Annotated in this window: 17 protein-coding genes and 4 tRNA genes; 20 read left to right on the forward strand and 1 reads right to left on the reverse strand. The window is 52.6% G+C overall.

Annotated features, from left to right (window positions below):
* The first annotated feature begins 30 nt into the window (after nucleotides 1-30).
* The 19 genes from F7B33_RS02465 (at nucleotide 31) to F7B33_RS02555 (ending at nucleotide 8,739) form a co-directional block, all read left to right on the forward strand.
* Entirely contained in the window at nucleotides 31-747 is a 717-nt protein-coding gene (locus F7B33_RS02465; protein ID WP_297063695.1) for an SDR family NAD(P)-dependent oxidoreductase, read from the forward strand.
* Between the two features lie 58 nt (nucleotides 748-805).
* Nucleotides 806-1,816 (forward strand): RNA-guided pseudouridylation complex pseudouridine synthase subunit Cbf5, encoded by a 1,011-nt coding sequence (locus F7B33_RS02470; protein ID WP_297072966.1) that lies wholly within the window; start codon nucleotides 806-808, stop codon nucleotides 1,814-1,816.
* A 75-nt stretch (nucleotides 1,817-1,891) separates the two neighbouring features.
* The gene (locus tag F7B33_RS02475; RefSeq protein WP_297063637.1) at nucleotides 1,892-2,479 is read left to right on the forward strand and encodes a class I SAM-dependent methyltransferase; all 588 of its coding nucleotides are present in this window, start codon (nucleotides 1,892-1,894) and stop codon (nucleotides 2,477-2,479) included.
* Nucleotides 2,465-2,551, forward strand: a tRNA-Ser gene (locus tag F7B33_RS02480). Before F7B33_RS02475 ends, F7B33_RS02480 begins: the two co-directional genes overlap by 15 nt.
* A gap of 42 nt (nucleotides 2,552-2,593) precedes the next feature.
* Nucleotides 2,594-3,043, forward strand: a complete 450-nt coding sequence (locus tag F7B33_RS02485; RefSeq protein WP_297063638.1) for a 30S ribosomal protein S13 — start codon at nucleotides 2,594-2,596, stop codon at nucleotides 3,041-3,043.
* Between the two features lie 10 nt (nucleotides 3,044-3,053).
* Nucleotides 3,054-3,596 (forward strand): 30S ribosomal protein S4, encoded by a 543-nt coding sequence (locus tag F7B33_RS02490; RefSeq protein WP_297063640.1) that lies wholly within the window; start codon nucleotides 3,054-3,056, stop codon nucleotides 3,594-3,596.
* The gene (locus F7B33_RS02495) at nucleotides 3,593-4,012 is read left to right on the forward strand and encodes a 30S ribosomal protein S11 (RefSeq protein WP_297063642.1); all 420 of its coding nucleotides are present in this window, start codon (nucleotides 3,593-3,595) and stop codon (nucleotides 4,010-4,012) included. The genes F7B33_RS02490 and F7B33_RS02495 overlap by 4 nt, the downstream gene beginning before the upstream one ends.
* A gap of 29 nt (nucleotides 4,013-4,041) precedes the next feature.
* Entirely contained in the window at nucleotides 4,042-4,824 is a 783-nt protein-coding gene (locus F7B33_RS02500; protein ID WP_297063644.1) for a DNA-directed RNA polymerase subunit D, read from the forward strand.
* 1 nt (nucleotide 4,825) lies between these two features.
* Nucleotides 4,826-4,913, forward strand: a tRNA-Leu gene (locus F7B33_RS02505).
* A gap of 58 nt (nucleotides 4,914-4,971) precedes the next feature.
* Nucleotides 4,972-5,337 carry a 50S ribosomal protein L18e gene (locus tag F7B33_RS02510; protein WP_297072919.1) on the forward strand — a complete coding sequence of 122 codons (366 nt, stop codon included), beginning with the start codon at nucleotides 4,972-4,974 and terminating at the stop codon, nucleotides 5,335-5,337.
* A 6-nt stretch (nucleotides 5,338-5,343) separates the two neighbouring features.
* Nucleotides 5,344-5,772: a 50S ribosomal protein L13 gene (rplM, locus tag F7B33_RS02515; protein ID WP_297063647.1), complete on the forward strand. Its 429-nt coding sequence runs from the start codon at nucleotides 5,344-5,346 to the stop codon at nucleotides 5,770-5,772.
* Nucleotides 5,773-5,782: 10 nt separating this feature from the next.
* A complete protein-coding gene (locus F7B33_RS02520) occupies nucleotides 5,783-6,190 on the forward strand; it encodes a 30S ribosomal protein S9 (protein ID WP_015859569.1) in 408 nt (135 codons plus the stop codon).
* A gap of 32 nt (nucleotides 6,191-6,222) precedes the next feature.
* Nucleotides 6,223-6,420 carry a DNA-directed RNA polymerase subunit N gene (locus F7B33_RS02525; RefSeq protein WP_297063650.1) on the forward strand — a complete coding sequence of 66 codons (198 nt, stop codon included), beginning with the start codon at nucleotides 6,223-6,225 and terminating at the stop codon, nucleotides 6,418-6,420.
* A gap of 17 nt (nucleotides 6,421-6,437) precedes the next feature.
* A tRNA-Pro gene (locus tag F7B33_RS02530) sits at nucleotides 6,438-6,515 on the forward strand.
* 56 nt (nucleotides 6,516-6,571) lie between these two features.
* Nucleotides 6,572-6,745: a DNA-directed RNA polymerase subunit K gene (locus F7B33_RS02535; RefSeq protein WP_042692889.1), complete on the forward strand. Its 174-nt coding sequence runs from the start codon at nucleotides 6,572-6,574 to the stop codon at nucleotides 6,743-6,745.
* 6 nt (nucleotides 6,746-6,751) lie between these two features.
* On the forward strand, nucleotides 6,752-7,777 hold the full coding sequence (locus tag F7B33_RS02540; RefSeq protein WP_297063652.1) for a hypothetical protein: 1,026 nt from the start codon (nucleotides 6,752-6,754) through the stop codon (nucleotides 7,775-7,777).
* Nucleotides 7,778-7,791: 14 nt separating this feature from the next.
* Nucleotides 7,792-8,397, forward strand: a complete 606-nt coding sequence (gene rpsB / locus F7B33_RS02545; protein ID WP_297063653.1) for a 30S ribosomal protein S2 — start codon at nucleotides 7,792-7,794, stop codon at nucleotides 8,395-8,397.
* A 41-nt stretch (nucleotides 8,398-8,438) separates the two neighbouring features.
* A tRNA-Leu gene (locus F7B33_RS02550) sits at nucleotides 8,439-8,526 on the forward strand.
* A gap of 57 nt (nucleotides 8,527-8,583) precedes the next feature.
* Complete coding sequence (locus F7B33_RS02555) at nucleotides 8,584-8,739, forward strand: 50S ribosomal protein L40e (protein WP_014122450.1); 156 nt, start codon at nucleotides 8,584-8,586, stop codon at nucleotides 8,737-8,739.
* Here the strand turns inward: F7B33_RS02555 and F7B33_RS02560 are convergent, their stop codons facing one another.
* Nucleotides 8,740-9,069 carry a PadR family transcriptional regulator gene (locus F7B33_RS02560; RefSeq protein ID WP_297063656.1) on the reverse strand — a complete coding sequence of 110 codons (330 nt, stop codon included), beginning with the start codon at nucleotides 9,067-9,069 and terminating at the stop codon, nucleotides 8,740-8,742. It lies immediately after the preceding gene.
* A 105-nt stretch (nucleotides 9,070-9,174) separates the two neighbouring features.
* Between F7B33_RS02560 and F7B33_RS02565 the strand changes: the two genes are divergently transcribed.
* Complete coding sequence (locus F7B33_RS02565; RefSeq protein WP_297063699.1) at nucleotides 9,175-9,474, forward strand: FUN14 domain-containing protein; 300 nt, start codon at nucleotides 9,175-9,177, stop codon at nucleotides 9,472-9,474.
* The last annotated feature ends 1 nt before the right edge of the window (nucleotide 9,475 follow it).

A 9,475-nucleotide genomic window follows, 5' to 3' on the forward strand; every position in this document is an offset into this window, starting at 1 on the left:
CTTACCATGTTCTTTTTCTTGGTGGTGGGAATGAGAACTGCTCTAGTTACTGGCGCAACGGGGGGTATCGGAAGGCTCCTTGTCAGGGCTCTGGTTGAGAAGGACTTTCGCGTTATTGGTGTGGGAAGGAGAAAGGAGAGGCTTGAGGAACTAAAGTCTCTTAGGAACTTCTCCTATATCCTTGCCGATTTGAGCGAGCCCAATGTCGCAAGAAAAATTTCCGATTCCCTTGGAGAGTTTGGTGTTAAAAGGCTTGATGTTCTCGTAAACAACGCCGGTTACGCAATCAGGAAGCCCCTTCTAGAGCATTCTGATGAGGAACTTGAGAACCTTTTCAAGGTAAACACCCTTGCTCCGGTGGAACTTACCCGTGAGCTTCTGCCTTTCCTTGGTGAGGGCTCGACAGTTGTTTTTGTGATAAGCGGGGTTGCCTTTGTGAACGTCCCGGAGTTACCGTCATACTGCGCCGCTAAAGGAGCTTTGCACTATCTAGCTGTGAACCTTGAGAGAGAACTAAGGGAAAGAGGAATCCACGTTATGCGTGTTTATCCCAAGCAGGTTAAAACGGAGTTTTTCACACGGAACAACGTACCCTATCCAAAGGGTTCAATAGAGCCCGAAGATGTCGTTAATGCGATAATGAAAGGCCTTGAGAAAGGCAAGCGGGAGGTTTTCGTGCCCAGTTATCTGAAGCTTATCAAGTACCTCCCCAACTGTCCCGTTTTCACGTATCGTTTCCGGTATTAGGTGGGTTTATAAGGCAATATTTTGAGTCTTGGTCGATAACGCTCATCTGGTGATGCTCATGGCAAGGGATGAAGTTAGGAGAATCCTTCCGGCAGATATAAAGCGGGAAGTTCTAGTTAAGGACGAGAAGGCCGAGACCAACCCGAAGTGGGGCTTTCCCCCTGAGAATAGACCGATTGAGATGCACATGCAGTTCGGAATTATAAACCTTGATAAGCCCCCCGGCCCGACGAGCCACGAAGTTGTTGCGTGGATTAAGAAGCTCTTCAACCTGAGCAAGGCTGGTCACGGCGGAACCCTCGACCCGAAGGTCAGTGGCGTTTTGCCGGTTGCTTTAGAGAGGGCCACCAGAGTTGTTCAGGCACTTCTTCCTGCAGGAAAGGAGTACGTCGCTCTGATGCACCTCCACGGTGACGTCCCTGAGGACAAAATTCTAGCAGTCATGAGGGAATTTCAGGGGGAGATTATCCAGAGGCCACCGCTTAGGAGCGCGGTGAAGAGAAGGCTGAGGACAAGGAAGGTTTACTACATTGATGTCCTCGAGATAGAGGGTAGGGACGTTCTCTTCAGGGTGGGCGTCGAGGCTGGAACCTACATCCGTTCGCTCATCCACCACATAGGCTTGGCTCTCGGTGTTGGAGCCCACATGGCCGAGCTCAGGAGAACTAGGAGTGGACCTTTCAAGGAAGACGAGACGCTAGTGACGCTTCACGACCTCGTTGATTATTACCACTTCTGGAAGGAGGATGGGGTTGAGAAGTATTTCAGGCAGGCGATACAGCCGATGGAGAAGGCTGTTGAACACCTCCCCAAGGTCTGGATTAGAGACTCCGCCGTTGCGGCAGTTACCCATGGTGCAGATTTAGCGGTCCCCGGCATAGTAAAGCTCCACAAGGGCATCAAGAAGGGCGACCTCGTTGCCATAATGACCCTCAAGGATGAGCTCGTCGCTCTGGGAAAGGCCAAGATGAGCAGCGCTGACATGCTGAGGAAGAGCAAGGGCATAGCGGTTGACGTGGACAAGGTCTTCATGCCGAGGGACTGGTATCCGAAACTTTGGGCCAAGTGAGTGCGCTTTTGCCACATCTTTTTACCCGACTCTGTGCAAGCAAAGGTTGATAAACCCCTTCTCTTACCCTCCACTATGACCCACTACTACTCAGAAGAGCCGAGCACACCGCTGAGGACGAAGACTATAGAGGTCTGCATCAGGGGACATTGCTTCAAGTTCATTACGGCGAGTGGTGTGTTTTCGTTCGGCAAGCTCGACAGGGGGACTGAGCTGTTGATAAAGAGCATGGTTCTTGGTGAGAACTGGCGCGTTCTGGATTTAGGCTGCGGCTACGGGGCAATCGGAATAGTCGCTTCCCGCTTCGTTGACTATGTTATTATGACCGACGTGAACAGGAGGGCGGTTAGTATAGCGAGGAAAAACTTAAAAATCAACGGCGTTAGAAACGCCGAGGTCAGGTGGGGAAGCCTCTACGAGCCAGTTAAAGGGGAAAAATTCGACTCAATCATCACCAATCCCCCAGTGCACGCGGGAAAGAAAATCCTGAGGGAAATAGTTATAAACGCTCCCCAGCATCTCAACGATGGTGGCCTCCTGCAACTGGTGATTAAGACGAAGCAGGGGGCAAAGTATATTAAGGCTCTCATGGAGGAGCACTTTACTGAAGTGAGAGAGCTCGCGAAGGGGAGCGGTTACCGCGTGTACGCCGGGATTGCCTAGCCTGGGAAGGCGCGGGCCTTGAGAGCCCGTGGGCGTTTGCCCGCCGGGGTTCAAATCCCCGTCCCGGCGCCAAAATCCCTTTGATTCCCAAGAGGGATGGGAGGTGTATTCGTAATGACCGAGAACTTCAGGCACATAGTCCGTGTTGCGGGCGTTGATTTGGATGGACATAAGCAGTTGAGATGGGCACTGACAGGGATTAGAGGAATAGGAATAAACTTTGCAACTATGGTGCTCAGGGTTGCAGGGCTTGACCCCTACATGAAGGCCGGTTACCTCACTGACGAGCAGGTCAAGCTCATAGAGAAAATCCTTGAGGACCCAGTCGCCCACGGAATTCCTGCCTGGGCAGTTAACAGGCCGAAGGACTACGAGACCGGCAAGGACCTGCACCTCATTACGGCCAAGCTCGCCATGGCCTGGCGTGAGGACATCAACAGGCTGAGGAGGATAAGGGCTTACCGCGGTATAAGGCACGAGCTTGGCCTGCCTCTCCGTGGTCAGAGAACGAGGTCCAACTTCAGGCACGGAACTACTGTCGGTGTTAGCAGGAGAAAGAAGTGAGGTGGTGTAAATGGGAGACCCGAAGAGGCAGAGGAAGAAGTATGAAACTCCATCTCACCCCTGGATTAAGGAGAGACTCGACCGCGAGAGGGTTCTGAAGAGAAAATACGCCCTCAAGAACAAGAAGGAGCTCTGGAGACATGAGACCCAGCTCAAGGAGTTTAGGCGTAGGGCAAGAAGACTCCTCGCGGCCCGTGGAAAGCAGGCCGAGATTGAGAGGCAGCAGCTTCTCCAGAGGCTCTACAGGCTCGGTCTTCTCCCGGCCGATGCCGTTCTCGATGACGTCCTCTCACTGACCGTTGAGGATGTCCTTGAGAGGAGGTTGCAGACCATCGTTTACAAGAAGGGTCTCGCCAGGACTATCAAGCAGGCCAGACAGCTTATAGTTCACGGCCACATTGAGGTCAACGGCCAGATAATCCGCTCGCCGGGTTACATCGTCCTCCGCGAGGAGGAAGATGCCATAACCTACGCGAAGAACTCTCCCTTCGCCAAGGAATCCCACCCCGAGAGGATGGTTATTGAACAGGCCAAGCAGGGTGGTGAGGCATGAGCGAGGAAACCCAGCAGGTTAACCTTAAGAAGAAGGAGAAGTGGGGAGTTGCGCACATTTACTCCTCCTACAACAACACGATAATACACATCACCGACCTCACCGGGGCAGAGACTGTCTCTAGGTGGAGCGGTGGTATGGTCGTCAAGGCCGACAGGGATGAGCCCTCACCGTACGCGGCCATGATTGCCGCCAAAAGAGCCGCCGAAGAAGCCATGGAGAAGGGCTTCGTTGGCGTCCACATCAAGGTTCGCGCTCCTGGAGGAAGCAAGAGCAAGACCCCCGGTCCGGGTGCCCAGGCGGCCATTAGAGCTCTCGCTAGGGCAGGCCTTAAGATAGGGCGCGTCGAAGATGTCACACCGATACCTCACGATGGGACCAGACCCAAGGGCGGTAGGCGCGGTAGGCGCGTCTGACCCCTACAACTTCTTTTTTGGTGGTGCAAATGGAGCCGAAGTTTAAGATTCTAGAAAAGAGGGAGGACTCGATAAAGTTCATCGTTGAAGGCATAGACGTTGCCTTTGCCAACGCCCTCAGGAGGACTATTCTTGCCGAAGTTCCGACCTTTGCCGTTGATGAGGTCGAGTTCTTTGAAAACGACTCGGCTCTCTTTGACGAGATAATTGCCCACAGGCTTGCTATGATTCCACTCACAACCCCAGTTGAAAGGTTTTCACTCGATTCACTTGAGCTCGACAACTACACTGTTACACTCTCCCTCGAAGCTGAGGGTCCGGGCGTGGTTTATTCCGGCGACCTCAAGAGTAGCGACGAGGGGATAAAACCCGCCAACCCAGACATTCCGATAGTCAAGCTTGCCGAGGGTCAGCGGTTAGTTTTCAACGCCTACGCCAAGCTCGGCCGCGGTAAGGACCACGCAAAGTGGCAACCCGGCTTCGTTTACTACAAGTACCTCACGAGAATCCACGTGAGCAAGGAAGTTCCCGATTGGGAGGAGCTTAAGGAGCTTGCCGAGAGGAGAGGACTGCCCGTTGAGGAAAAGGAGGACGAGATTGTCATAACCACAACCAAGGCCTTCTACCTCCCGAGGAAGTTCGAGCCATACGAGGGCGAGAAGATTAGGGAAGAAGTAGTGCCCGAAACGTTCGTCTTTACCGTTGAAACTAACGGAGAGCTCCCCGTTGAGGAAATAGTGAGCATAGCGCTCAAGATACTAATGAGGAAGAGCGATAAATTTATAAACGAACTCCATAAATTAGCCGACTGACGCGGGGGTAGCCGAGCCTGGCCAAAGGCGCGGGATTCAGGGTCCCGTCCCGTAGGGGTTCCGGGGTTCAAATCCCCGCCCCCGCACCATAACGCTCACCCCGTCCACATGTCGGTTTCCCTGCGAGAGCGTTGAGGAGGTATGTTCATGGTCAAGAGAACAGGACCCACCGATATTAACCTGAGGAGGCTCATTCGGGCACTCAGGAAGAAATCAAACGAGGAAGGAGTTAAGATATGGAAGGACATTGCCTGGCGCCTTGAGAGACCGAGAAGACAGAGGGCTGAGGTAAACGTCAGCAAGATAAACCGTTACACCAAGGAAGGAGACATCGTTATCGTCCCGGGAAGCGTTCTTGGTGCAGGAAAGCTTGAGCACAAGGTCACCGTTGCGGCCTGGAAGTTCAGCGAGACTGCTAAGAAGAAGATAGTCGAGGCCGGGGGAGAGGCCATAACCATCGAGGAGCTTATGGGGAGGAACCCGAAGGGTAGTGGAGTAATCATAATGGAGTGATGGGCCATGAGGATTATTAACGCTGAGGGACTCATACTCGGAAGGCTCGCCTCGAAGGTTGCCAAGATGCTCCTCGAGGGTGAGGAGGTCGTCATAGTCAACGCCGAGAAGGCCATTATCACCGGTAACAGGGAGGACATATTCGCCAAGTACAAGCAGAGAACCGAGCTCAGAACCAGAACCAACCCGAGAAGAGGACCCTTCTACCCGAAGAGGAGCGACGAGATTGTCAGGAGAACCGTCAGGGGTATGCTCCCCTGGAAGACCGATCGCGGAAGGAAGGCCTTCAGAAGGCTCAGGGTCTATGTTGGCGTTCCAAAGGAGTTCGAGGGCAAGGAGCTTGAGACCATAAGCGAGGCTCATATGTCGAGGCTTTCGACTCCAAAGTATGTCACCGTTGGTGAGGTTGCTAAGTTCCTCGGTGGAAAGTTCTGAGGTGAGAAAGATGAGGGTCATCCAGACTGCCGGAAAGAGGAAGACGGCCATCGCGAGGGCTACCATAAGGGAAGGAAAGGGTAGGGTGAGAATCAACCACAAGCCCGTCGAGATAATTGAGCCTGAGATAGCGCGCTTCACCATAATGGAGCCTCTCATCCTTGCCGGCGAGGAGATAGTTAGCAAGGTTGACATTGACGTCAAGGTCGAGGGCGGTGGCTTCATGGGGCAGGCCGAGGCCGCGCGCGTTGCCATAGCTAGGGCCCTCGTTGAGTGGACCAATGACATGAATCTGAAGGAAAAGTTTATGAAGTACGACAGGACTATGCTCGTTGGCGACAGCAGAAGGACCGAGCCCCACAAGCCCAACCGCTCAACCAAAGGTCCTAGAGCGAAGAGGCAGAAGTCCTACCGTTGATGCCTTTCCTTTAACAATTTGAGGTGTGGAAAATGATAGTTCCCGTCAGGTGTTTCACCTGCGGAAAGGTGCTGGCCGATAAATACTACGAGTTCAAGAAGAGGGTCGAGGCCGGGGAAGATCCTGCTAAAGTGCTGGATGACCTCGGTGTCGAGAGGTACTGCTGCAGGAGAACGCTCCTCAGCCACGTGGAGCTCATCGACCAGGTAATGGTTTATAAGGTCTACTAAAAACCGCAATTCTGGGCGGGGCCGTGGGGTAGCTTGGTCTATCCTCCCGGCTTGGGGTGCCGGAGACCCGGGTTCAAATCCCGGCGGCCCCACCAACATTACGTTCACTGAAAAAACCTCTCTTGAAGGCGTTGGGGAAGGGGTGGTAAGTATGTTTAAGTATACCCGCTTTGAAAAGGCCCGCATCATCGGTGCGAGAGCGTTACAGATAGCCATGGGTGCTCCCGTACTTATAGACGTCCCTGAGGGAATCACACCTCTCCAGGCGGCCCTCATGGAGTTCGAGAAGGGAATAATACCCCTAACCGTAATAAGGCCGAGCTGATGAAAAATGACGGTGATAGAGAACATAGTCGGCAGGGTTGCAGTGCTCAATGGCGGCAAATATTCTGTTGAGGTAGACGTTATCACGAGCTCGGGCTTCGGTAGGTTCGCATCCCCAATAGACGAGAACCCTACCCTTTACATAGCCGAAGCTCACCGGGCCGTGAGCGAGGTTGATGAGATAATCGGCCCCGAGCTTATAGGCTTCGATGCAACTGAGCAGGAGCTGATAGATAGCTACCTCTGGGAGATAGACGGTACCGAAAACTTTGGACACATCGGAGCCAACACTGCGTTGGCTGTCTCAATAGCCACCGCGAAGGCCGCTGCCAGCGAGAAGAATCTCCCCCTCTACAGCTACCTCGGGGGGACCTTTACTACTGAGTTGCCAGTCCCAATCCTTGAGCTCGGTCACGGTGATGATTTTGACTACTATGTGATGGTTCGCGATTTGATGGAAATAACCGATGTTGTTGATGCGTTCACCAGCGTTCTTGAGAACGTCGATAATAACACCGTTGGGGCATATTCTAAAGCCACGGAAAAAGCAACCAATGAACTCGGCCTTGAGGTAGCCCTTGGCTTGGTTCAGAAGAGGGAACTCGATATTGAAACGGTCCTCTCAACGGTTGAGGACAACAACGTCGCCTACATAAAACCCTTGGGCGATGAGGAGCTCTTCCTCGAGCTAATAGCCGGAACCCATGGGGTTTTTGTTGATGGCGAGTATCTCTTCCGCGAGAAGGACATACTCGACAGGCGCTACTATAATGCCCTCTCCATAAAACCCATAAATCTTGGTACTCTCACCGACTTGTACAACCTCATAAATGACGCCAAGTCGGAGAGAATCGCTCCAATCCTCTCGGAGGCTCGCTATGAGTCCTCCGATGAGGCTCTTGCCCACCTCGCGGTGGGTTTCCGTTGCCCGGCGATGGTGCTCCGCAAAGACTCCATCGCCAGGCTGAACGAGCTCATAAGAATAGCTGAGGATTTGGGTGAAAGGGGCAGGATAATAACCTTTGAAGGATGAGGAGGTGTGAAAAGATGGAGGAATATCTAGTTCCACTTGACCAGTACCTAGCGGCTGGTGTCCACATCGGAACCCAGCAGAAGACCCAAGACATGAAGAAGTTTATCTATAGGGTTAGGCAGGACGGTCTCTACGTCCTCGACGTGAGGAAGACCGACGAGAGGCTTCGTGTAGCGGGTAAGTTCCTGGCCAAGTTTGACCCTGAGAGTATCCTTGCGGTTAGCGTCAGGCTCTATGGTCAGAAGCCGGTTAAGAAGTTCGGCGAGGTCACCGGTGCGAGGGCAATTCCTGGTCGTTTCCTCCCGGGGACAATGACCAACCCGCAGGTCAAGAACTTCTTTGAGCCGGACGTTATTATCGTTACCGACCCGAGGGCCGACCACCAGGCCATGAAGGAGGCTGTTGAGATTGGAATTCCGATTGTTGCCCTCGTTGACACAGAGAACTTCCTCAGCTACGTTGACCTCGCCATCCCGACCAACAACAAGGGAAGGAAAGCACTCGCGCTCATCTACTGGATACTCGCGAGGGAGATACTCTACAACAGGAAAGAAATCGAGAGCAGGGAGGACTTCAAGATCCCGGTTGAGGACTTTGAGATGAAAATTGTGAGGACCTGAGGGGAAGGTTTTTAACTCCCCTTCCACTTTAATCTCCTCGCGCGGGGGTGCCCGAGCCTGGCCAAAGGGGCCGGACTTAAGATCCGGTGCCGTAGGGCTTCGCGGGTTCGAATCCCGTCCCCCGCACCAAACCTTTAAAAGTCCTTTCGTGAAGGAAACCCGTCAAGGTCATTTGAGGTGGTTGAAATGGCGAGATTTCCCGAGGCTGAGGCAAGAATCTTTAGAAAGCTTATCTGCATGCGCTGTGGTGCAACAAACCCATGGGGCGCAAAAAAATGCAGGAAGTGTGGCTACAAGGGGCTTCGCCCCAAGGCCCGAGAACCACGCGGTGGAGGACGCTGATTAGGTTTTCTTCAACTTTTTCAGCATTTCTTCCAAGAACTCTATTCCCTCTTTTAGCAATTCCTCTCCTTTGGGCGTGAGCCTATAGTACTTTCTGGCCGGTTTTCCTGTCTCGCTCTCCTGCCATTCAGCTGTTACGTAGCCGTCCTTTTCAAGTTTATAGAGAACAACGTATGAGCTTACCGTTGCAGGTTCAAAATTAAAGGCTTCTTTTATGCGTTCCTTTAGCTCATAGGCGTACATGGGTCTCTCTTGGAGGAGCCTCAGGATGTAGAGCCAGAGGACCTCCTTTGTGACTTTATTCCTCAACCTCTCTATCGGCGTCGTCATGCTCCCACCTGTTTTATGTCTTGTAAATATTTTGGAAGCATGTAATTTAAGCGTTTTGGGGAAAGGTTTTATACACAGTCATACTAAGCACCGTTGGGATGGGCCATGGAGTTCAACATAAATGCTATGTTTAGCGATATTGGCGTGGGTGCTGTTGTGGGTTTCGTGACAGGCTATGCATTTAAAAAACTGATGAAACTGGCTATGGCACTGATTGGGGCCTACATTCTTAGCCTTTTCTACCTCCAGCAGAAGGGTGTTATAACTATAAACACGGACAAGCTTTTCAACCTGACGAACAACATCGCTCAGCAGGTTGTCAGCGCCGGTCAGAAGGTTCTTGGAATCCTCCCCGGGACGAGTGCCTTTGTTGCAGGCTTTTATTTGGGTTTTAAAAAAGGATGAA

The sequence above is a fragment of the Thermococcus sp. genome (assembly GCF_015523185.1).
Lineage (GTDB): Archaea > Methanobacteriota_B > Thermococci > Thermococcales > Thermococcaceae > Thermococcus.

What these genes read in the sequence shown, in the direction of transcription:
- F7B33_RS02465 (WP_297063695.1), top strand. Translation starts at nt 31, where the DNA reads ATGAGAACTGCTCTAGTTACTGGCGCAACGGGGGGTATCGGAAGGCTC.
- F7B33_RS02470 (WP_297072966.1), top strand. Translation starts at nt 806, where the DNA reads ATGGCAAGGGATGAAGTTAGGAGAATCCTTCCGGCAGATATAAAGCGG.
- F7B33_RS02475 (WP_297063637.1), top strand. Translation starts at nt 1,892, where the DNA reads ATGACCCACTACTACTCAGAAGAGCCGAGCACACCGCTGAGGACGAAG.
- F7B33_RS02485 (WP_297063638.1), top strand. Translation starts at nt 2,594, where the DNA reads ATGACCGAGAACTTCAGGCACATAGTCCGTGTTGCGGGCGTTGATTTG.
- F7B33_RS02490 (WP_297063640.1), top strand. Translation starts at nt 3,054, where the DNA reads ATGGGAGACCCGAAGAGGCAGAGGAAGAAGTATGAAACTCCATCTCAC.
- F7B33_RS02495 (WP_297063642.1), top strand. Translation starts at nt 3,593, where the DNA reads ATGAGCGAGGAAACCCAGCAGGTTAACCTTAAGAAGAAGGAGAAGTGG.
- F7B33_RS02500 (WP_297063644.1), top strand. Translation starts at nt 4,042, where the DNA reads ATGGAGCCGAAGTTTAAGATTCTAGAAAAGAGGGAGGACTCGATAAAG.
- F7B33_RS02510 (WP_297072919.1), top strand. Translation starts at nt 4,972, where the DNA reads ATGGTCAAGAGAACAGGACCCACCGATATTAACCTGAGGAGGCTCATT.
- rplM (WP_297063647.1), top strand. Translation starts at nt 5,344, where the DNA reads ATGAGGATTATTAACGCTGAGGGACTCATACTCGGAAGGCTCGCCTCG.
- F7B33_RS02520 (WP_015859569.1), top strand. Translation starts at nt 5,783, where the DNA reads ATGAGGGTCATCCAGACTGCCGGAAAGAGGAAGACGGCCATCGCGAGG.
- F7B33_RS02525 (WP_297063650.1), top strand. Translation starts at nt 6,223, where the DNA reads ATGATAGTTCCCGTCAGGTGTTTCACCTGCGGAAAGGTGCTGGCCGAT.
- F7B33_RS02535 (WP_042692889.1), top strand. Translation starts at nt 6,572, where the DNA reads ATGTTTAAGTATACCCGCTTTGAAAAGGCCCGCATCATCGGTGCGAGA.
- F7B33_RS02540 (WP_297063652.1), top strand. Translation starts at nt 6,752, where the DNA reads ATGACGGTGATAGAGAACATAGTCGGCAGGGTTGCAGTGCTCAATGGC.
- rpsB (WP_297063653.1), top strand. Translation starts at nt 7,792, where the DNA reads ATGGAGGAATATCTAGTTCCACTTGACCAGTACCTAGCGGCTGGTGTC.
- F7B33_RS02555 (WP_014122450.1), top strand. Translation starts at nt 8,584, where the DNA reads ATGGCGAGATTTCCCGAGGCTGAGGCAAGAATCTTTAGAAAGCTTATC.
- F7B33_RS02560 (WP_297063656.1), bottom strand. Translation starts at nt 9,069, where the DNA reads ATGACGACGCCGATAGAGAGGTTGAGGAATAAAGTCACAAAGGAGGTC.
- F7B33_RS02565 (WP_297063699.1), top strand. Translation starts at nt 9,175, where the DNA reads ATGGAGTTCAACATAAATGCTATGTTTAGCGATATTGGCGTGGGTGCT.